This is a genomic window from Paenibacillus arenilitoris, assembly GCF_014705655.1.
GTDB classification, from domain to species: Bacteria; Bacillota; Bacilli; order Paenibacillales; family Paenibacillaceae; genus Pristimantibacillus; species Pristimantibacillus arenilitoris.
In genome coordinates, this window is record NZ_JACXIY010000008.1 from 16,235 (window position 1) to 37,494 (window position 21,260).

The 21,260-nt window shown below is 58.3% G+C and carries 18 protein-coding genes; 7 read left to right on the forward strand and 11 right to left on the reverse strand.

Annotation, left to right across the window (positions count from 1 at the left end; translation table 11 throughout):
- The first annotated feature begins 65 nt into the window (after positions 1-65).
- Positions 66-851: an APH(3') family aminoglycoside O-phosphotransferase gene (locus IDH41_RS06225; RefSeq protein WP_190859275.1), complete on the forward strand. Its 786-nt coding sequence runs from the start codon at positions 66-68 to the stop codon at positions 849-851.
- Positions 852-988: 137 nt separating this feature from the next.
- Here the strand turns inward: IDH41_RS06225 and IDH41_RS06230 are convergent, their stop codons facing one another.
- Positions 989-1,576 (reverse strand): beta-class carbonic anhydrase, encoded by a 588-nt coding sequence (locus IDH41_RS06230; RefSeq protein ID WP_190859277.1) that lies wholly within the window; start codon positions 1,574-1,576, stop codon positions 989-991.
- A 237-nt stretch (positions 1,577-1,813) separates the two neighbouring features.
- Between IDH41_RS06230 and IDH41_RS06235 the strand changes: the two genes are divergently transcribed.
- From IDH41_RS06235 to tyrS, 5 genes are all read left to right on the forward strand, one after another.
- Positions 1,814-2,239 carry an SRPBCC family protein gene (locus IDH41_RS06235; RefSeq protein WP_190859279.1) on the forward strand — a complete coding sequence of 142 codons (426 nt, stop codon included), beginning with the start codon at positions 1,814-1,816 and terminating at the stop codon, positions 2,237-2,239.
- A gap of 1 nt (position 2,240) precedes the next feature.
- Positions 2,241-2,621, forward strand: coding sequence for an ArsR/SmtB family transcription factor (locus IDH41_RS06240; RefSeq protein ID WP_190859281.1), 381 nt, complete (start codon positions 2,241-2,243; stop codon positions 2,619-2,621).
- Positions 2,622-3,112: 491 nt separating this feature from the next.
- The gene (locus IDH41_RS06245) at positions 3,113-4,411 is read left to right on the forward strand and encodes an IS110 family RNA-guided transposase (RefSeq protein ID WP_190859283.1); all 1,299 of its coding nucleotides are present in this window, start codon (positions 3,113-3,115) and stop codon (positions 4,409-4,411) included.
- A gap of 416 nt (positions 4,412-4,827) precedes the next feature.
- Entirely contained in the window at positions 4,828-5,343 is a 516-nt protein-coding gene (locus tag IDH41_RS06250) for an SRPBCC domain-containing protein (protein WP_190859285.1), read from the forward strand.
- A gap of 934 nt (positions 5,344-6,277) precedes the next feature.
- Entirely contained in the window at positions 6,278-7,537 is a 1,260-nt protein-coding gene (gene tyrS, locus IDH41_RS06255; protein ID WP_190859286.1) for a tyrosine--tRNA ligase, read from the forward strand.
- Between the two features lie 79 nt (positions 7,538-7,616).
- On the opposite strand, the gene IDH41_RS06260 is transcribed toward tyrS, so the two are convergent.
- Positions 7,617-9,113 carry a DHA2 family efflux MFS transporter permease subunit gene (locus IDH41_RS06260; protein ID WP_190859287.1) on the reverse strand — a complete coding sequence of 499 codons (1,497 nt, stop codon included), beginning with the start codon at positions 9,111-9,113 and terminating at the stop codon, positions 7,617-7,619.
- A 224-nt stretch (positions 9,114-9,337) separates the two neighbouring features.
- On the opposite strand from IDH41_RS06260, the gene IDH41_RS06265 reads away from it, so the two are divergent.
- The gene (locus tag IDH41_RS06265; RefSeq protein WP_190859288.1) at positions 9,338-9,928 is read left to right on the forward strand and encodes a TetR/AcrR family transcriptional regulator; all 591 of its coding nucleotides are present in this window, start codon (positions 9,338-9,340) and stop codon (positions 9,926-9,928) included.
- Between the two features lie 78 nt (positions 9,929-10,006).
- On the opposite strand, the gene IDH41_RS06270 is transcribed toward IDH41_RS06265, so the two are convergent.
- From IDH41_RS06270 to IDH41_RS06310, 9 genes are all read right to left on the reverse strand, one after another.
- Positions 10,007-10,489, reverse strand: coding sequence for a cupin domain-containing protein (locus IDH41_RS06270; protein ID WP_223829490.1), 483 nt, complete (start codon positions 10,487-10,489; stop codon positions 10,007-10,009).
- A gap of 166 nt (positions 10,490-10,655) precedes the next feature.
- Entirely contained in the window at positions 10,656-11,489 is an 834-nt protein-coding gene (locus IDH41_RS06275; protein ID WP_190859289.1) for a 1,4-dihydroxy-6-naphthoate synthase, read from the reverse strand.
- Positions 11,486-12,190, reverse strand: a complete 705-nt coding sequence (locus tag IDH41_RS06280; RefSeq protein ID WP_190859290.1) for a futalosine hydrolase — start codon at positions 12,188-12,190, stop codon at positions 11,486-11,488. The genes IDH41_RS06275 and IDH41_RS06280 overlap by 4 nt, the downstream gene beginning before the upstream one ends.
- A 109-nt stretch (positions 12,191-12,299) precedes the next feature.
- The gene (locus IDH41_RS06285; RefSeq protein ID WP_397327572.1) at positions 12,300-13,607 is read right to left on the reverse strand and encodes a TrkH family potassium uptake protein; all 1,308 of its coding nucleotides are present in this window, start codon (positions 13,605-13,607) and stop codon (positions 12,300-12,302) included.
- Between the two features lie 97 nt (positions 13,608-13,704).
- The gene (locus tag IDH41_RS06290; protein WP_190859292.1) at positions 13,705-15,300 is read right to left on the reverse strand and encodes a histidine kinase N-terminal 7TM domain-containing diguanylate cyclase; all 1,596 of its coding nucleotides are present in this window, start codon (positions 15,298-15,300) and stop codon (positions 13,705-13,707) included.
- A 155-nt stretch (positions 15,301-15,455) separates the two neighbouring features.
- A complete protein-coding gene (locus IDH41_RS06295; RefSeq protein ID WP_190859294.1) occupies positions 15,456-17,720 on the reverse strand; it encodes a PAS domain S-box protein in 2,265 nt (754 codons plus the stop codon).
- Between the two features lie 131 nt (positions 17,721-17,851).
- A complete protein-coding gene (locus IDH41_RS06300; protein ID WP_190859295.1) occupies positions 17,852-18,337 on the reverse strand; it encodes a hypothetical protein in 486 nt (161 codons plus the stop codon).
- A gap of 27 nt (positions 18,338-18,364) precedes the next feature.
- On the reverse strand, positions 18,365-18,868 hold the full coding sequence (locus IDH41_RS06305) for a hypothetical protein (protein WP_190859296.1): 504 nt from the start codon (positions 18,866-18,868) through the stop codon (positions 18,365-18,367).
- Positions 18,869-19,085: 217 nt separating this feature from the next.
- On the reverse strand, positions 19,086-21,194 hold the full coding sequence (locus IDH41_RS06310; protein ID WP_190859297.1) for a multicopper oxidase family protein: 2,109 nt from the start codon (positions 21,192-21,194) through the stop codon (positions 19,086-19,088).
- Positions 21,195-21,260 lie beyond the last annotated feature (66 nt).

Below are 21,260 nucleotides of genomic sequence, written 5' to 3' on the forward strand. Positions count from 1 at the left end.
AGAAGATAGAAGGAGCTCGCCCGAATCGCGTATAATGGTGAAAAACGGGAGGGGATGTGGTTCATATGGGCGAGCGCGAGCTCACGCTCCCGCGGGAGATCGAGAGGCTTACCGCGGGCTGCCGGCGGCAGCGGGTAACCGTGGGCATGTCGGAATCGCGGACTTATCGGCTGACCGGCGATGCGGGCCGTTTTTTCCTGAAGCATCACGCCGCGGACGCGGTCGAGAAGCTGCGCGGCGAGAAGGAGCGGATCGAATGGCTGCGGGGGAAGCTTCCCGTGCCGGAGGTCGTCCTCTTCGCGGAGGACGAGACGGGGGAATATTTGCTGCTGACGGAGATCGCGGGGCTGGACGCCTCGGAGAAGGCGCATGAGCGGTCGCTTCCGCAGTTGATCCGGCTGCTGGCCGAAGGGCTGCGCATGGTGCATGGCGTTCCGATCGCGGATTGCCCGTTCGACCGGACGCTGGCGGTCGTCCTTGCCGAAGCGGGGCGTCGGACCGGGCTTGGACTCGTGGACGAGGACGATTTCGATACGGTCCGGCAGGGCAGGCGGGCGGAGGACTTGTACCGGGAGCTGCTCGCAGGTAAGCCGGCGTCCGAGGATCCGGTCTTCACGCACGGCGACTACTGCTTGCCGAACGTCGTCATCCGGGAAGGCCGGATTGGCGGATTCATCGACCTCGGGCGGGCGGGAATCGCCGACAGGTATCAGGATTTGGCGCTGGCCGCGAGAAGCATCGGGTATAATTTCGGCGCGGAGCACGTGCCGGCATTCCTCGACGCATACGGGCTCGGCGAGCCGGACCAAGCGAAGATCGGCTATTACCAGCTGTTGGACGAGTTTTTCTAATCGGCGGCGAACAATAAAAAAGAGCAAAGCGCGAAGCGCTTTGCTCTTTTTATTTAAATATAAGAATTTATAAGGTTGCACTTATAAATGAGCTTATATTTCATCGCGATACGAGCTTGTGCCGCCAAAGGACGGCGTCAGCCGTTTACGCTAGATTGCGCATCCTCGCGGTAATCCTCGACGAGCAGCTCCAGCTGGCCCGTCTCCGGATGGATGACAAAGCCGTGAACCGGAATGTCCTTCGGGAACAACGGGTGCTTGCGGATCATTTTGACGCTGTGCATGACGCCTTCCTCGGGCTCTTTGAAGCCGCGCAGAAACTTGTCCATCCGGATGCCGGCGTTCTCGAGCGTCTCGATGGCAAGCGGGTCGACGCCTCTCTCGATGAACTTGTTGACGAGGCCCTTCGTATCCAGGTTCGTCATGCCGCAGCCGTGATGGCCGATGACGAGCACCTCGCGCGCGCCAAGCTCGTAGACGGCTACGAGAATGCTGCGCATCGCGCTGCCGAACGGTTGCGTCAAGACCGCACCAGCGTTTTTGATAAATTTGGCGTCGCCGTTCTTCAGGTTGAGCGCCTTCGGCAGAAGCTCGACGAGGCGGGTGTCCATGCAGGTGAGGATGGCGATTTTTTTGTCGGGGAACTTGTCGGTCAAATAGGCTTCGTATTGTTTCTCTTCGACAAATTGCTTGTTGAACTCCAATAAACGCGGAATGATGGACATATGATTCCTCCCGTATGTTTGATCTCTCTATCTCTTCTATCTTTTTATTATTCATGCAATTGCCGCTGGAGTCAATCGCACATAATGGGATTGGACCGGATACGCGTTAAGGAAACGGATAAAATAACCAATAGGCAATCGGTTGACGTGAAACCAAAAGGTTTCGTATAATGGTGAAGTGAAACCAAAAGGTTTCATATTGAGACGAATTTTAACCGTTAACGGAGGTTTTATCAAATGGGAGAACAACATGCAAACACGCTGCCGGATATTCGGCAGACCGTGCAGCTGAACGCGCCGATTCGCAAGGTATGGGATGCCGTATCGACCGCGGAAGGCATCGCGGCATGGTTCATGCCGAATAACTTCGAGCCGGTGGAAGGCCACGAATTCGAGCTGAACGCGGGACCGTTCGGCATGTCGCCGTGCAAGGTGACCGCCATCGATCCGCCGAACCGCTTGTCCTTCACATGGGGCAAGGACTGGACGCTGACGTTCGAGCTCGCGGAGAAGGCGGGCGGAACCGAGTTCACGCTCATCCACTCGGGCTGGTCGGAGGATACCGTCACCGAGTTCCAGGAATCGCATGCGATCGTGCGCGACAGAATGAATCACGGCTGGGTCGGCATCGTCGCGAAGCTGAAGCAAATGATCGAGGCGTGACATGGCGGAGCAGGCGCACAAGCACGACGTATTCCAGGCGATTGCCGACCCGACCCGGCGCAGGCTTCTGCATCTGCTGAGCGACGAGGAAATGCCGGTTACCGCCATCAGCGGACATTTCGCGATGAGCCGGACGGCGGTGTCCAAGCATCTGCGCGTGCTGGCGGACGCAGGGCTCGTGAAGGACCGGAAGGTCGGCCGGGAGACGCGCTACCGCCTGAGCCCGGAGCCGCTGCTGGAACTGAAGCGCTGGCTCGCGTATTATGAACGGTATTGGGAAAACAAGCTGTCCGCGCTCAAGCGGTTCGTCGAAGAGGACGATTCGCCCGGCACGGAGCGGCACGGCCCTCTTGCCGCGGCGGAGAGAGAGCCGGCCGATTAGAATCAGGGCGCGTATATAGCAGGGGCTGTCTCGCAAGGTCATGAAGCGACCGGAGAGACGGCTCCGTTTTTTTTGACATGGGCTTTGCGTCGTCCCCCGCGCCGATCGGTGAACCGGGAGGCCTTGTAATACGGCGGCGTCATGTTCCATTCCGATCGTCCCGCATAAGGAATGGGTTACACGACAGCCCCCTTATAGCCTTCCAAGTGTGAAGGCATCCATACATGCATGGCGTAAAATGGACCGAAAAATTATCCGAAACGGATGAGCTATAATATTCCTTGACAGGAATATTCCTTATATAGTATATTTAAAACATCAAGAAACGGCTACCTCGCGGAATCCGTCGGGAATGCTAAGCCATCATCCAATATCAAGAGGAGCCATTCCTGTAATGAAGTAATTTGAGCTTTGAATGAAAAAAGCGCCTCTAGTATACTGGGAAACGTTCCGCCAAGAACAACACCCACATACGAAAAGAGGCACTCATCATGAAGTTTAAGTTAAAACAGAAACAGAATCAACGGATTACACGAATTACCGATTCGACTCTGGTCGTCGGAGCGGACATCGCAAAGAAGATTCACGTAGCTCGTGCGGTGGATTTCCGTGGTATCGAGCTCGGCAAGGATTGCGTGTTCAACAACGACCAGGTAGGGCTGACGAAGCTTGCAGCGTGGATGAAGGAGATCGGGCGAACACACGGCAAGACAGACATCCTATTTGGCATCGAGCCTACTGGACATTACTGGTTTCCATTAGCGGCCTACTTGCAAGACCAAGGCATTCAAGTGGTCGTCGTGAATCCGCATCATGTTAACAAGACGAAAGAGCTTGAAGACAACTCGCCGACAAAGAGCGACTACAAGGATGCAAAAGTCATCGCTAAACTCATTCGGGACGGAAATTATTCGGAACCGAAGCTGCCGACGAAGGAATACGCAGAATTGCGAATCCTGATGAATCTGCGGGAGAAGGTGTCTGACAGTTTGACCCAAGTCAAGAGCCGTATCGGCAATTGGTTTGACCGCTTTTTCCCAGAGTATACTAGCGTGTTTAAGGACTGGGATGGCAAGGCATCGCTCATGGCTATGCGAGCATTTCCGTTACCAGCTGACATCGTCGCCAAAGGGGCCAGAGACGTCCTGGCTCATTGGAAGACGGGGGTGAAGCGCGGTGTGGGAATCAAGCGGGCAGAAGCGCTCTACGCCGCCGCTAGCGTCTCGATTGGGCTGACAGAAGGCGTCGTAGCGGCCCGAATGGAGCTGAGCACGCTTCTTGAGCAGTTCGACCTGTATAACGAGCAACTTGAAGCCATCATGGTAAAGGTGATGGAGATTCTGGAGAACATCCCAGGAACGGCAGAAATGCTGACGATACCCGGAATGGGAGTCTTGACCATAGCTGGGTTTCTGGCGGAAATCGGTGACCTAAATAGTTACGATCACGGTCAGCAGATCATTCGTTTGGCCGGGTTAAATCTCATGGAGAACAGTTCAGGCATACGCAAGGGCCAGACGGGCATTACCAAGCGAGGGCGATCACGCCTGCGAGCGCTGTTGTTCCGCGCGGTGATGCCAATGGTGGCAAAGAACAAAGAGTTCCAAGCTCTTCACCGGTATTTCACGACACGTAGTCAAAATCCGCTGAAGAAGAAACAGTCACTCATCGCGTTATGCGGAAAACTCATTCGAGTGCTTCATACGCTGGGGACAAAGCAACGAACATACAGCCCTATCGATGTCATTGGTCCTATTCGGCACGCTCAGTTACAACAAATGGCTGCTTAGCATCAACGAAGCAATCGCCTGTAATCTTGCTTATTCACAAGTGAACAACTACGACAACGGAAGCACCGGAGAAGCCGACGAACAATATTCCATAAGGGCAACGACCCCGTAGAGGAGCAAAAATCGGCATCCACCCCTTGAGAGGTAGAACGAAGGAATGTAAGGGCATAGACCCAGCGTGATATGGGAGGGTAAACCCCAAGGGTGAGTGTGGAGATCCACTGTGCGATCATACTCATTATCCACAGTTTTGGAACCAAACGATCCTAAACTCTGTTCCCGCATACGCTCTTACAGGAATTCGGTGCGGTGACTACATTCTCCACCTGCACTTCTCAAACTGTCAAAGTTGAAATCTTAAGAATGGGCGAGGAAACGGGAGAAAACATTACTTTATAGTGGGAGGAAGTATTCAAATGTCCAATAGCGCAATGGTTTCGAGAGTGGAGAACGATCGGGTGCTGGTGCTGGAGCGCGTATTCGACGCGCCGCGCGAGCTCGTGTTCAGCATGTTTAAGGAGCCCGAGCATCTCAAGCATTGGTGGGGGCCGAAAGGCTGGGACCTGCCGGTCTGCAACTTGGATTTCCGGCCGGGCGGCGTTTGGCACTACTGCATGAAGTGCGTCGACGAAAGCTTCGGCGAGTATTACGGGATGGAGTCGTGGGGCAAAGGGATTTACAAGGAAATCGACGAGCCGGATACGATCGTCTACACCGATTACTTCTCGGATGCCGAGGGCAATATGAACGACGAGATGCCATCGACCGACGTCACGATGCAATTCATCGACCTGGACGGCAGGACGAAGCTGGTCAGCCGATCCGAATACGTGTCCGCGGAAGCGCTCAAGTCGGTTATAGATATGGGCATGATGGAAGGCGTTACCGAAACGTGGGATCGTCTGGAAGAGCGCCTGAACGCGGTCAAGTAGGGGGCATAAGGGAACGGCTGCCTGGCTCTGAGAGCATGCAGCCGTTTTTTTGGGATTTTGCGCACAACGGACCCATAAGCCGTTATTTGGGCGAAAGCGGCCTTTTTGAATAGGTAACGGACTCGAGCGACCTTATTCGCTCCAATGAGGGCGTGAAATAAGATATTTTGTGCCAATAGCGTCACACATGTCCGTTAGAAATAAAAAGATGTCCGTTTCATCAAAATAAGAGCATCCCGGTCCGTTAGAGCCAAGCGCTAGTCGATGGCTACGCTAATGCTCGTTTTCGGCATCAGCACGGGATACGGGCGCCCAAATTCTACTTTCCGATACGCTCCTTGTTATCAGGTTCAGAGCGATGGCGGCCGCCGAGACGATAACGGCAAACCAAACGGCCGAATCGGCAAACGATTGCCAGTCGGGCAAGATCCAGCCCTACTTGCTTAGAACAATTAAAGCCGGCGCGAGCAAAACAGCGGCCTGCAGCGCCGTGCGATAGGTTTTTGTGAAGAATGCCTTCGGCGCGAACGAAAGCGAACGAAAGCGAAGGTTGACATTCGGTACGCCATTCTCTATAATTTCTGTAATCTCAAATGATGCATGCGTCGAACGAGCGCAGTAGCGGCTTAATCCCTGTCCCAGAAAGCCGGGGGTGATGGAACCCGGCACACATTAAGCCTAGCGAAGTACACTCCGGAGCATCTCGGGCAATGCCGAGCGGAATGGCGAACGATATTTCGCCGAGAGCGGCATCGGCTGCGGCCGGCAACGGTACGTCGATGCAATCTGGGTGGTAACGCGGTTAGAGAATCGTCCCTATGTCTTATCCAAGACTAGGGGCGTTTTTTTTATTTCCCCGCAAGCCGTGGCGCCTGTCAGGGGCGGGGGAAACGGCAAAACAGGATACCAATCGACGAAGGAGTGTTTTGTACCGATGAACATTATCGACGAACTCGAATGGCGGGACGCCATCAACCAACAAACCGACGCGGACGGTCTCCGCGCGCTGACAAGCGAGAAAGCCGTATCGCTGTACTGCGGAGTCGATCCTACCGGCGACAGCATGCACATCGGACATCTCATTCCGTTCATGGTGCTGAAGCGGTTCCAGCTCGCCGGCCACCGTCCGGTCATTCTGATCGGGGGAGCGACCGGCACGATCGGCGATCCGAGCGGACGGACGGCGGAGCGTTCCTTGCAGACGCTGGAGCAAATCCAGGCGAACGTCGAAGCGCTGACCGCGCAGCTTCGCAAGCTGTTCGTGACCGACGGCGACAATAACATCCGCATGGTCAACAACTACGACTGGACGCATAAGATCAACGTCATCGAGTTTCTGCGCGACTACGGCAAAAACTTCAGCATCAACACGATGCTGGCGAAGGACGTCGTATCGAGCCGCCTGGAGAGCGGCATTTCGTTCACGGAATTTTCCTACCAGATTTTGCAGTCGCTCGACTTCCTGCATCTGTACCGGGCGGAGGACGTGCAGCTTCAGATCGGCGGTTCGGACCAGTGGGGGAACATTACGAGCGGCCTGGATCTGATCCGCAAAAAAGAAGGCAGCGAGGCCAAAGCGTTCGGCCTGACGATCCCGCTCATGCTCAAGGCGGACGGCACGAAGTTCGGCAAGACGGCCGGCGGCGCGATCTGGCTCGATTCGGACAAGACGACGCCGTACGAGTTCTACCAATTCTGGGCGAACACCGATGACCGCGACGTCGTGAAATATTTGAAATACTTTACGTTCCTCTCGAAGGAGCAGATCGACGAGCTGGCGGAGAAGGTGCAGACGGAGCCGCACAAACGCGAGGCGCAGAAGAAGCTGGCCGAGGAGATGACGAGGTTCGTGCACGGCGAGGAGCAGCTGCGGCAGGCGCTGCGCATTACGGCGGCGCTGTTCAGCGGCGACATCAAATCGCTGACCGCGGACGAAATCGAGCAGGGCTTCAAGGAAATGCCGACGTACGAAGCGGAGCGCGAGACGAAAAACATCGTCGACTGGCTCGTCGACCTCGGCATCGAGCCGTCCAAGCGCCAGGCGCGCGAGGACATTACGAACGGCGCCATTTCGATGAACGGCGAGCGGGTCACGGACCTGGCGCTGGAGGTGTCCTCCGATCATGCGATCGGCGGCCGGTTCATCATCATCCGCAAAGGCAAGAAAAACTACAGCTTGGTGAAGCTGTCGTAATCGTTGCCGAAACCCAAGGACCCGTAAACAATAAAACAAGACTACCGCCTTCAAAGCAGGCGGTAGTCTTGTTTTTGAATTAGGCCTCTTTGACGACGGCCCGCGCCGGTTCGGCCGAGGACGGCGCTTCGACCGCTTGTTTGACCCGTTTGATAAAGAACGTGAGCGCCAGACCGATCACGCCGATGCCGACAATAACGAGATAAGCGTCGTTGATCCCCTGAATGGTCGCTTCCGTGACCATCTGAGCTTGCGCAGCGCCCTCCGTTCCGCCGGAAGCCATCATCTCCTTCATATGCGTTTCGGTGCGGCCGGTCATGACGGTGACGAGCAGCGACGTGCCCACGGCGCCGGCTACTTGACGAATCGTATTCGAGATGGCCGTGCCATGCGCGCTCAAGCGGTTGGGCAATTGATTGAGCCCCGCGGTTTGGATCGGCATTAGCAGCAGCGCCATCCCGATGCGGCGCGCGGTGGACATGAGCAGCAGATAGGCGTAGCTGGTCGAGTCCGTTAAGTTAATGAAACCAAGGGTCGTCGCGATCGTGACGATCATGCCGACGACCGACAGCCATTTGGCCCCGAAGCGGTCGAACAGCTTGCCGGTAACGGGCATAAGGAAGCCCATCACAAGCGCCCCGGGCAGCATCAGCAAGCCGGATTCCAAGGCCGTGTATCCGCGGGCGTTTTGCAAATAGAGCGGCAGCAGCATCATGTCCGCATACATGACCATCGTGACCGCGATGTTGATGATCGTGGTTAAAGAAAACATATTGTACTTGAAGGCCCGCAAATCGAGCAAAGGACTGCCCGATCCCAGCTGGCGCCATGTAAACAGCGCGAGGGCGGCGATGCCGGCCGCGATCGTCAGGAGAACCTCCAGGCTCGACCAGCCTTCGCTGCCCGCCCGGCTAAACCCGTAGAGAAGCGCCCCGAAGCCGATCGTGGAATAGACGACGCTTAGCACGTCGAGGCGCGTATGAACCCGCTCGGATACGTTTCGCAAGAAGACGAACCCGCATGCGATGACGACGAGGGCGAGCGGAATCATACCATAGAACATCGTCTCCCAAGCGTAGTTTTCCAAAATGTAACCGGCTAACGTCGGCCCGATCGCCGGCGCGAAAATAATGGCAAGTCCCATCATCCCCATCGCGGCTCCCCTTTTGTCGGGCGGGAACAGCGCCAATATGACATTCGTCAGCAGCGGCATAATAATACCTGCACCGGCTGCCTGAATCATGCGTCCGGCCAGCAGAACCGGAAAGTCCGTCGCGATCGCGGACACGATCGTGCCGATCAGGAAGATGATCATCGAAGCTTGAAACAGCTGTCTCGTGCTGAACCGCTGCATGAAGTAGGCCGTAATGGGAATCAGCACGCCGTTAACGAGCATATAGCCCGTCGTGAGCCACTGGGCGGTTGCGGCGGAAATCGCAAAGTCCGTCATTAATTCCGGGGTCGCCACGCTAATGATCGTTTGATTCAGCGTCGCCAGAAAGGCGCCCAAAATCATGACGAACAAGATCGGCCCCCTGTTTATCGAACGATCGGCAGGCTCCTTGTTTTTACTCATCTTTCTCCATCCTCTCCATCTTTCTCTGGACTTAATTTACATAGTGTTAGATAATTAACACAGTATAAATTAAATTATAGACGCGAATCGATTTCTTACAAGCGACGCTTAGGGCCGAAATGTAAAGTAATCATCGTTAATCGCGCAGGTTGTCGTTTAAGTCCGATTTATAAGACGGAAATGATGAAATTGTAAATGAATAGAAGGAAAGGAATGGGAGTGCTATGAACCAAGACAAGCCGCGCACAGACCCAAGGATTCTTCGTACCCGCCAACTGCTGAAGGACGCGTTCGTCGATTTGATGCAGGAAATGGAGATCGAGAAAATTTCGGTCAATCGGATCGCCGAGCGCGCAACGATCAATCGAGTGACCTTCTACCTGCATTATCGCGATATTCCGGACATGCTCGAGAAGATGGCCGACGAGATGATCGAGGACATTCGACATGCCTTAAGCCGCGAGTCCTTGGATCCGAACGCCGGCGAAGAGAACGATTCGTCGGTATTGGTACGTTTGCTTGAACACATTGCGGAGCATGCCAAATTTTACAAAGTGGTTCTGGGCTCGAAACGGACGTCGGTTTTTACGGAGCGGCTGCTGAAGATGTTGTCGGGGATCGTGAAGGAAAGCGTGGAGAATAGAAACGGAACGTACCTATCGAAAGCCGGCATTCAAAAAGACATTGCGATCTGGCACGGATCGGCGGCCTTGATCGGCACGATTGCGGCTTGGCTGCGAAACGATATGCCGTATACGCCGCAATTTTTGGCCCAGCAGTTTATTTTGCTGATGGTTCATCCGGTTAAGGAATGAGCCGTTTCATCTGCTGGCATGAAAGAAAGCCCGGGCAGGCTGCCCGGGCTTGTTCGGTGTATGGTCGATATCTGCGCCTTATAGCTTCTCCAGCAGCTTGGCGCCATGCCGCTCGAATAGTGCTTCTATGGCGGCTTGGCTGCGGTCGCCGGCGGAATGGATCGCCTCGATGAGCGCGTTGATTCCCGCCGTCATGATGATGAGGTAGCGCGCGGGCTCCGGCTTCGGGTTCCAATATGTGTGGGGCATGCCGCGCGGTACGATGACCGAGCCGTGAGGGCCCGTTTCCACGGTATCGTCGCCGATGCGGAAGCCGAGCGTCCCCTCCAGCACGTACCAAGCCTCGTCGTCGTCGTCGTGCAGGTGAAGCGGGGCAATCCGAATCGGCTCGCCGCCCTCCGGCGTGCCCTCGGCGGTCCACTCGGCGATGACCAGATTCGAGCCGGAAGGCGCGAGCGGCACGGCGCCCAGGAGAGCAGCAACCATGTCGCGGAGCCGCGGGGCTTGGGGGGAACGGCGGTCGTTATGTTCTCGTGACGGATCAATCGGCTGGTCGGTCAAGAGGGGAGCCTCCTTTTGCGGTTATTCAGGCATTTGCTTATCCCCCTGAAATGCGTTGAATCGACGATATTCGCGAATGATCGTTCGGGAAGGCAGCCGTTCATTTCTCGGGAAATAGTCCTTTTTGGAACAAAAGGTCGAATGACGGGGGCATTCGCTCCCGTCTTTACCGCAGCAGCGACGGATCGAAGGCGGGCACGAGCCCTTCCTCCGCGGCCCGCCCGAGCAGCGCTTCGATCGCGGCGTAGCCGTCGCCGCCGAGATCGGCGGTGAACTTGTTCACGTACAGGTCGATATGCGCCTGAGCGACGTCGGGCGAGAGCTCCTGCGCGTGTTGCATCACATAGGCGCGCGACGCTTCCGGATGCGTCCAGGCATAGTGGACGGACGCGCGGATCCAGCCTGCGATCGCTTCGCCGTCGAGCGAGCGCTTGGCGATAATGGCGCCGAGCGGGATCGGCAGGCCCGTATCGGATTCCCACCAGCTGCCGAGGTCGGTCAGCATGTCGAGGCCGTACGACCGGTACGTGAAGCGGGCCTCGTGAATCACAAGCCCCGCATCGATTTTCCCGTCCCGCACGGCCGGCATGATTTCATGGAACGGCATGACGATGATCTCGCCGACGCCGCCCGGCACATGGCGCGCTGCCCACAGCCGGAACAGCAGGTAGGCGGTGGACCGCTCGCTCGGAACGGCAACCCGCTTGCCGGACAGCGCGGCGCCGCCGGAATCCGCGCCGCTGCCGGTCAAGACGAGCGGCCCGCAGCCTCTGCCCAATGCGCCGCCGCATGGCAGCAGCTTATAGTCGGCCAGCACCCAAGGCAGGGCGGCGTATGAAATTTTCATCACTTCGGGGCCTTCCGAGGCGGCGGCCCAATTGTTCGTAATGTCGATATCCGCATAAGTGACGTTCAGCTCGGGAGCGCCGGGAATGAGCCCGTGCGCCCAAGCGTGGAAGATGAACGTGTCGTTCGGACATGGCGAGAAAGCAATATTCATGGTAAGAAAACCTCCCGTAAAGCTTGACTTGCGGCTTCCAAAGCGGATAGGGCGTCGCCGATCCGCCACGCCGCGCGGTCGCGCGGACCGACCGCGTTCGAGATCGCGCGAAGCTCCGCGGCCGGAACGCCGCGCTTCATGGCGGCTACGGCTACCCCGTAGCCTTCCATACCCTCCGCCGCGGCGCCGGGAATCCGCTTCGCCAGCGCGGCTGCCGACTCCGCGCTACCGGTCGCGGTCGACACTGTCGCCACCGGCCCGGCGCATACCGGCAGGCCGGCCGAGAGAATCGCGTCGTGAAGCCGGCGGCTCCATTCCGCGCTTACCGCGGCCGCGGCCGAGCCGAAGCCGAGCTCGTCCACGCTCAGGAAGCCGTCCGGCGTCTCCGCTCCGAGATCGGCGGCGATAATTTCGCTTGAGACGACCAGGGAACCGATGGCGGCCCTTGCCTCGAAGCCGCCGCCGATGCCTGCGCTAAGCACAAAGCGATAGCGGCCGGGGCTGCCGGCCAGCGCCGCGGCCGTCTCCGCCGCAGCCGCGGCGGGCCCTACGCCGGCCGTGATGACATCGATGCCGTCCGCGTCGCCGAGCCCCCGCATGATGGCCGCCTTCTCGGCCTCGACGGCGGTCACGATCAGGACGCGCCCGCCGCGTTCGCCGGTTTCGCCCAAGGCGGGCGTTCGATCGATATTTTGCGTCATGATGCGTTAATCTCCTTTGGCGATCCTGTCCGTTTTTTATAACCATAGTATCACCTGCCGGAACGCGCGCGCAAATAAGCCGGCAGCGCCTTGAAGCGCCGCCGGCCGTTTAGCCGATCGTGATTTTGCCCTCCGGATACCGGAACAGCTCCTTCTTCGAGCGCGTATTCAGCGCGAAGGCGAGCGTTACCGGACCGAGCCGGCCTACGAACATGAGTACGATCATGATCACCTTGCCCGCGTCCGTCAAATTCGACGATAAGCCCGACGACATGCCGACCGTACAATAAGCGGACGTCGCCTCGAACAGAATCGCCAGGAACGACCCGCTCTCCGTAATCGAGAGGAGCATCGTGCCGAGGCAAATGATGACGAAGGCGATCATCGTGAACATGATGGCCTGATGGATCTGGTTTTTGGAGATCCGGTACCGGAACAGCACGACGTCATTCCTGCCCCGGATCATCGCGATGATGGCCCCGACGAGAATGGCGAACGTCGTGACGCGTATGCCGCCGCCCGTCGAGCCGGGACCGGCGCCGATGAACATAAGCAGGACGATGAAAAATTGGGTGACCTCCCGAAGCTCGACCGGATCGATCGTGACGAGTCCCGCGGAACGCGCGGTTATCGATTGAAAGCTCGCTCCGAACACCTTGCCGCCGGCCGACAAAGGCTGAAGCGTATTCGGGTTGGAAAATTCCAAGGCGAAGATCACGATGGCCCCGACGACCGTCAATATGCCGGTAACGGACAAGACGACCTTGCTGTGCAGGCTGAGCTTGCGGTTCTTCGGGTAGGTCACAAGCTCGGAAATGACGAGAAAGCCGATGCCGCCGAAGAAAATAAGCAGCATCGATACGATATTGACGAACGGATCCTCCACGTAATGAAGCAGGCTGCCCGCCCGGTCGGGAATTTGGGTGAACAGGTCGAAGCCGGCGTTGTTGAAGAAGGAGATGCTGTGGAAAACGCCGAAGTACAGCGCCTGACCGGTCGGCATCTCGAGCATGAAGTAGCCGCTGAGCAGAATCGCGCCCGTAAGCTCGATAACGAGCGCGTAGAGCAGCACTTTGCGGATCATCCGGACGACGCCTTCCGTAGAGGCATGGTTGATCGACTCCTGCAGGACGAGCCGCTCGCGGAACGAGATTCGTTTGCGGAACAGCAGCGCGAACAGCGTTGCCATCGTCATAAAGCCCAAACCGCCGGTTTGGGCCAGCACGAGGATGACGATTTGCCCGAACAGGGACAGATGGTTGCCGGTGTCGAGGACGGTAAGCCCCGTGACGCATACCGCGCTGGCCGACATGAACAGGGCGTCGAGAAAAGGCACCTCGAGATGCTCCTGGTAAGAGATCGGGCGCGACAATAGCTGCGCGCCGGCGAGTATAAGAAAAATGAAGCCGAACGTCATAACCTGCGGCGGACTCGGCCTGAATCGCAATTTGTTGCGGATGGCTCCCAGATTAAGCACGGTGCCTGCACCACCTGTCTCTTTCATGCTATTATGGCTAATTTTGGACGAACCCATGCGCCTGCCCGAGCCGCATCAGCCGCACCGTGTTGCGGCCGCCCCGCTTGGCGCGGTATAGAGCGACGTCCGCTTCGCTGAGCAGCGTCTCGAGCGGCGTATCGGCCTGCCTTGCTTCCGTAACGCCGAAGCTGGCCGTGACGGTGATCGCTTTGGCCGCGCTGTAGAGCGGCGTGCCCGCGATTTCCATCCGGATCTTCTCGGCGACCTGCCCGGCCGTCTCGAGATCGGCATTGGGCAGGCAGATGGCGAATTCCTCGCCGCCGTACCGCCCGAACAACGCGTCCGCGCCCAATTGCCGCTGGCAAATGTTGACGACGTGCTGCAAGGCGAAATCCCCGACGCTGTGGCCGTATCGGTCGTTGATCTGCTTGAAGTGGTCGACGTCGAACAGGACGAACGACAGCGGCGAATGCGTCCGATGGGCCTGCGCGAGCAGCTCCCGGCTCTTCTCCATGAAGAAGGTCCGGTTGTAAATCGAGGTGAGCCCGTCGATTTCCGCCAGCCGCCGGAGCTTGTTCTGCAGAAGCGTATGCTCCGTGACGTCGATCATGACGATCGTCCGTCCGGCGATCCTCCCGTTCGGCATCAGCAGATTGGATGCCCGGATCCGGTAGTAGTACGTTTCCTTGCCGCGAATCCACTTCAGCTCCTGCTCATGCTCGGCGGAAGGGTCGAGGCCGAAGCTGAAGGCGCCCGAATCGGTTCCCCGCTTCCAGACATCCTCCAGCTTCTTGCCGATGGCAAGCGGCGTAAGCGCAGGGATAATCTGCGCGGCCGCGCTGTTGAAGTCCATAATTTGATTCGACAAATTCAGGACGAGCACGCCGTCGCGCATGCTCTCGAAAATATGCTCCCGCGCGATCGGGGAGACCGTCAGCATCCCGGTCGAGATGATCGCGATAATATAGAGCGCCGATGTGGCGCACAGGATAATGGGTACGGGATCCATTCCGAGCGGCGTCAGCCCGAGTACGTACAGCAGCGCGCCCGCCATGGGCAGGCCGATCGCGACGGCCATGGCGAACATCTGCTTGCGATAGATCGATTCCTTCTTCTTCCAATGGCTGAACAGCAGGAACAAGCTGACGAGCATGATGCCGAACGTGTAGCCCCCGTGCACGTAATACCAGGTGCCGGGAACGACGTCGACCATCGGGGAAGGCGTGTCCGGACGCAAGAAAATATCCCGGTAGAAGAAGCGATGGTAGTCGTTGGTCGTCACCATCAGCAGCGTCACGGCCGGAATGACAAACAGCCACCATGCCCTCCTGGAGGCCGTTATTTTGTCCAGACCGACGTAGTGCATAACGAGCAGCAAGCTGCACGGGGCGATGAAGGGCATGCCCAAATATTCGATATTGATCCAGAAACGGATTTCCTGAAGCGAGTCGCCGGCCAGCTCGAACGCAAACGCGAAGGTGTAGACGGCCGATAAGGCCGTAGACCATGTGAATGCTTTCATGCCGGAGAAGTTCGTCTTGTTGTAGTAGGCGTATATGGCAAGCAGCACGCTAAGGACACCGGAAATGATGACGACGATGATATAATGGGAAATCGGAGAATTCACAGTCATAGACATTGGCGGCTCCAAAATGTTGCGGTAATAGGGTAACAATCCAAGAAGCAGCCGTCGGTTCGTCTGTAGGCTACTGAAACATTCTACCACAGCAGCTTGCCTCTCTTCAAAAGGAACATGAAGCGTCCGCGAGCCGGCGGGGAACGGGCATTCTAACCGGCCGACGGCAGCGTAATCTCGACGCAGGTGCCTTGGCCGAGCTCGCTGCGGAAGACGATCGAGCCGTTATGGCCTGCGATGATTTGCTGGCTGACCATGAGGCCGAGGCCGTTGCCGTTTTCTTTTTTGGTGAAGAAGGGCTCTCCGAGGCGCGGAAGATCCTCCTCGGCGATGCCGTCCCCCTGGTCGATGAAGCGCAGACGGACCGCGCCGCCTCCGCGCCCAAGCTCGACGGTCAGCTCGCCGCCGCCCGCCATCGCCTCCATGCCGTTCTTCATAATGTTCACGAATACTTGCTTCAATTGGTTCGATTCGCCGACGACGTTCGGCAGGCCTTCTTCGGCGACCATGGTCAGCTGCACGTTGCTCATCTTCGCTTGCGAATCGAGCAGCACCATGACGTCGCTTATGAGACTCTGCACGTCGACGGGCTGGTAGCGGCTTGCCTGCGGCTTGGCGAATACGAGAAATTCGCTGACGATCATGTTGATCTGGTCCAGCTCTCCGATCATGACGTCCAGATGCGCCTCGGACAAAGACCCCGTCTGCTTATGCAGCTGCACGAAGCCTCGCAGCGTCGTGAGCGGATTGCGCACCTCGTGCGCGACGCCGGCCGCGATCTGGCCGACGACCGACAGCTTCTCGGAGCGGCGGATCATCTCCTCCGCCTGCTTGCGCGACGTAATGTTGCGGGAGATGGAGGCGATTGCAATAATGTCGCCTGGCTCGTCGCGAATCGGAGAGATCGTGATGCTGAGGTCGATCGTCTCGCCCGATTTCGTATACCGGACCGTCTCGTAGTCGGTCACGGAGCCGCCGCCGAGCACGGTCGCCTCCAGCTCGCGGTGAGCGCCCGAATAATCATCCGGCACGTTGCCGAGCGGCCGGCCGACGATCTCTTCCTCGCTCCAGCCGTACATCGCCTCGAACGCCCGGTTCACTTGGGTGACACGGCCCGACAAATCCGTGACGTGAATCGCGTCGGACGTATGGTTGACGAACGACTCCAGGTACTGCTTCGTGCTGCGCAGCTCCTCGGCCTGGTCCTTCAACTGCGTCGTATAGCTGAGCAGGTTGCCGCCCATCGTATCGACGCGCGAGGCGAGCAGGCCGAGCTCGTCCTTGCTCCGGATCGTGATGACCTCGCCGAAGTTGCCGTCCGCGATCGCGTTCACCTTGCGGAGAATTTGGTTCAGTCCGCGCAGCATGAAGTCCGCGATGAAATAGCTGAAGAGCATCGTCATGGCGATAAGCCCGAGCGAGATGGTCGTCTGCATCAGAAGCTGGCGGTTGAGCGGTTCGACGATGGCGTCGTTGTCGAACGTAATGCAGATCACGTACGTCTTGTCGATCTTGACCGGGATGAACGTCTTGAGCAGCTGCAAGCCGTTCACGCTGGATTTGGCGGTGACCGGCGCGTCTGTCGCGATCGCCTGCTGAATCGACAACGAATCGTTCTCCGCATCTTTGTATGTGTACGCGCCGAACGGGATATCCCGTACGTCCAGATTGTAGACGGGCATGCCTTTCTTCAGCTTGATGATCGGGCTTTTGCCGAAAAACTGCGGGTCGAAGCCGGTAATCTCGAGCAGGTCCCGCTGGTCCGAGACGATCTTCGAGATCAGGGAATCGGTACCCGTCGTCAGACTGAAATCCCTCAGCGCCTGCGCGTTCACGTAAGGATTGATCATGTAATTCGTCGTGCCGTCGTAATAGTTGCCCCACTTGCGAATTTTCGATGGGTCGGTATCCGCGAAGTTGAACGGGCCGGACCAGAAGTGCTCAAGCTTCTGCCCTTCCTTGATCGTGACCTGGCGGTCGTTGAACAGCTGGAGAAAAGCGGCGTGCCAGTAATCCCAGTTTTTCGAGCTGATGTCGATTTCGTTCGGGTCGGAGGACCGCCTCGCGATGATGTCGTCGCCCTCCCGCTGCCAGAGCGTAATATGCTCGACGCCCAGCATGCGGCTCAGCCGGACCAGCTCTTCGTTGGTAACGTTTGCGATATCGGGATCGAGCTGCGCCTGCGCGGCGATGGAGACCGCCCGAAGCTTCTCGCCGATCTCGTCCTCCATGAACTGGACGGCGCTTTCCGAGTTTTCCAGCGTAATGCTGATTTGTTTGGCGATATTGCGAACCTTCTCTTCCGTGGCTGCCTGGATTTCCGATTTCGTCGAGAGGTAGAAGATGATAATGTTCAGCGCAAGGATGACGGCAACGATTAAGGAGATGGAGAAGGATAGCTTCGCTTTAATGGACAATGAACGTACCCCCCGGCGTCTAAGTTGCAATTACTACAATTAGACGTTTATCGACAAAATCCTGTCTGTCGCGACACAAAAAAAGCAGGAAAGCTTGGGCCGCTTTCCCGCCGTTTTATGCCGCTAACCGGTTAGGCGCGCGTGAATTGCTCTTCCTCCAAGTACTGCTCGGCCTCCTCGTACGTTTCGAAGGCCGATTCGAGGTTGAGCCCCGCATATAAGTACCACAGGTCCTCCTCGAACAGCAGCGTCAGCACGTCGCCGTTCGGGCCGGTCCACTTCTCCTCGAGGGGCGGCTTCCGCTTCTTGCTCTTGCCGCTGACGGGCTTCTCTTCCGGAGCGGTCGATAGAGAAAGGATCGATTCGGCGACAAGCGATCGGAGCTCCTCTTCGCCGTAGTCCCGGATATTGACCATCCCTTTCTCGTCTGTCTGGGCGCCGGGGATGAGGCCGGCGAATACGTAGCCGTTGCCGTTCGGATGGAGATGCTGCACGACCGTTTTTTTCTCATGCAGGCTTTCCTCGTAATGGAAGTTCGTGCGCCCGAGCGATACGTCCTTCCGCCGAAGCTCGGGAAAGGACGCGATGACGGCAAGTTTTTGTTCATAAGAGAGCATGGGCTTCTCGTTTCCTCCTCTAAGGTGCTACACGTCTTTCTTCTTCATTAATAGCATGACCGCGCCGGCCAGAATGAATACGATCGCGAAGATCGGCTGGCTGAGTACGACGCTGTTGTAGAGCGAGCCGAGCGAGAAGACGGCGAAGAACAGCAGCGACAGCACGGTCAGGATGTTAATCGGGATGAGCAGCCACTTGTTGCGGCCCCCGAACCAGTAGAACTCGAACAGGCCGACCGCGGGCGCCAGGATGAAGCCCGGCCACATGTACGCCCAGTTGCCGAACAGCATGGCGATCTGGCACACGATGCCCGCGGTGAACAGGATGCCGCCGGGAATCAAGAGGCCGACGCCTTTGCGGCCGATCATCGAGAAGCAGAGCCAGTGAAAGAAGAGGGCCAGCGGGATGACGAACAGCGAAGGCCAGAAATAGGCGAAAATTTCGCCCGGTCCGAACGTTTCGCCCTGATTCAGGAACAGGACGGCGCCGAGCAGCAGCAGGACAAGCCCGCTGATGGTTCTGATGTTCATGATAATGGAACACTCCTAACGTCGTTTTAATGGTTTGGGAAACGGGCTATGTCCTTTTAAGGGACGGCACAGAACCGAGCTGCGCAAGTTGCAGCCAGCGGTTCGTGCGCAGCATCAGCCGTTTGCGCTTGGCTGAATACAGCATAGCACACATTGAAAAATGATGTCCTCCTGCTGCAGGTAAAAAAACGAACTGGACTTAAGTCCAGTTCGCGCGTTATTCAGGGTGGTTATGTGTGCCCGCGCCGATCTCGAACGGGGAGGAAACCCCGTCGTACATGAGATGCATCGTCATGCCGGCGGCGGCATGGACCAGATTGTGGCAGTGATCCATCCAGACGCCGGGATTGTCGGCGAGAAAGGCGACTTCGTACGATTCGCCGGGAGCCACGTCGAGCGTATCGGACCACCACGGGCTGCCGGTGACCCGCTCGCCGTTGCGGGAGAGCACGAGCATGTGATGGCCGTGGAGATGCATCGGATGCTCGACGGCGCTCCGGTTGACGATCAGCGTCTTCACGAGCTCGCCTTTCTTGACGACGAACATCGGCGTATTCGGGAAGACGGCGCCGTTGATCGTATCGTAAGCGGCAAACCTGCCGTTGTAGAAGGCGAACCGGTTATCGAGAATCATCGTGAATTCGCGGTCGAATTCGCTGTCCGCGTCGAAGGGCGTCTCCGCCGCCGTCCCGTAATGCGTAGGATCGAACGTCGTCGTCCGCTGCAGCGCGGGCAGGACGCCTCCGCCGTCCGGAGTCATCAGGATGCCGAGACCGTCGCCGCGGCCGACGCGCAGCGCGACGGGGCGGTCCGGCATCGTGAAGGCGACGTCGTACCGTCCGCCCGTCAGCAGATCGAGGCTTTGATTTTCCAGCTCGGTCGGACCGTTCAGGTCGGTTCCGTCGATGGCCGTCACCTTGAACGGCGTTCCGGTCAAAATATAGCTTTGCCGCACCCAGTCGTCGGTGTTGATGAGCCGCAGCTTCACGGTCGTGCCGGGCGCGATCGTCCGGCGCCGCATCGAATCGTCCGCGCCGATGGCAAAGCCCGCGCCGTCCCAAAGATGCGTAATGACCGTAATGTCCTCCTGCGGCTGCGCCGCGGGCTCGGCCGGATCGACGATCAGCGCGCCGAACAATCCCTTCTGAACCGCCTCCTTCGAGTGCTGGTGGGAATGGTACCAGAACGTGCCGACCTGCTCGGCGACGAACCGGTACGTATAGGTCTCGCCCGGCATGACGGCGTTCTGCGTCGCCCCGGCGACGCCGTCCTCCGCGTTCGGCACGTCCAGTCCATGCCAGTGGAGGGTAACGCCGTCCTCGATGTCTTGGTTCACGAGCGTTACCTCGACCAGCTCGCCCTCCTTCATCCGAAGCTCGGGACCGGGAATTTGGCCGTTATAGGTCCAGGCTTCGACCTCCTTGCCGGAGCTCAGCTTCACGGTCTTGCGCTGCGCCGTAACCGTGAATTTGCGGTCGGCTTCCCCGTCGCGCGGCCCGGTCAGCTCGGTGACGGGGATGACTTCGCTATCGCCCGCTGCAAGGCCGGCTGGCACTACGGCGCCGTGATGGCGATGACCGGACGGCGGCGCCGAGCCGTCCGCCGTCTTGCCGTAATCGACCGCTCCGGCCATCATGCTCAGATTGTCCGGCAGCCGGCTGCCCTCCATCGCGGTCAGGAACGGAACGCAGCCTACCGCGGCCGCGGCGGCGAGCGCCGCCGCTCGCTTCAGCCTGCGGCGCCAGGGCCGGTAAGGGAGCGGCGCTTCCGTGGCCAGCTGGTTGCGGCGCGTCTGCAGCATCCAGAGCATGGAAGCCAGGAACAGAAGGACGGTGACCGGGATGGTGACGTCGGACCAGTCGAACGGGATCGGCGGGACGAACGCGAAGTAGAACAACCCGGCCGAGCAGAGCGACGTAAGCCGGTAAGGGAAGATGAAGGCGGGCTCGGAGGCCAGGCGGCGCCGGGAGGTGTCCGGCTGCGCGTCGGACTGCTTGTTCGTCCGGCTCATCAGCCTGACGAGCCTAGGGTACGAGCCGATCCAGACGCATGCGACGGGAATGAGGGCGAGCGGCGCATGTACGAACAGGCGGTCGAGCCAGAACAGCGGATGGGCGGTCGCCGCAAGGATGGCGCCCGCAGCAGCGATCAAGACGGCGAGCGCCGTCAGGCTGACGGACCAGAACCGAAGCTTGCGCGTCCGGCGGTGCAGCTGCTTTTCCGTGGATTGGTAGACGAGCTTGGAAGCCTTGCCCGCCGCGATGAAGGAGAAGATCGCGAAGAGCAGAATGACGGCGAGCTCGGCGCTTGAGACAATGGGATACATAACGGTTAAACCTCCTTAGGCAATGTGATTCCGAATCGGCGGCGACGGCCGCCAAAGAAAGGCGCG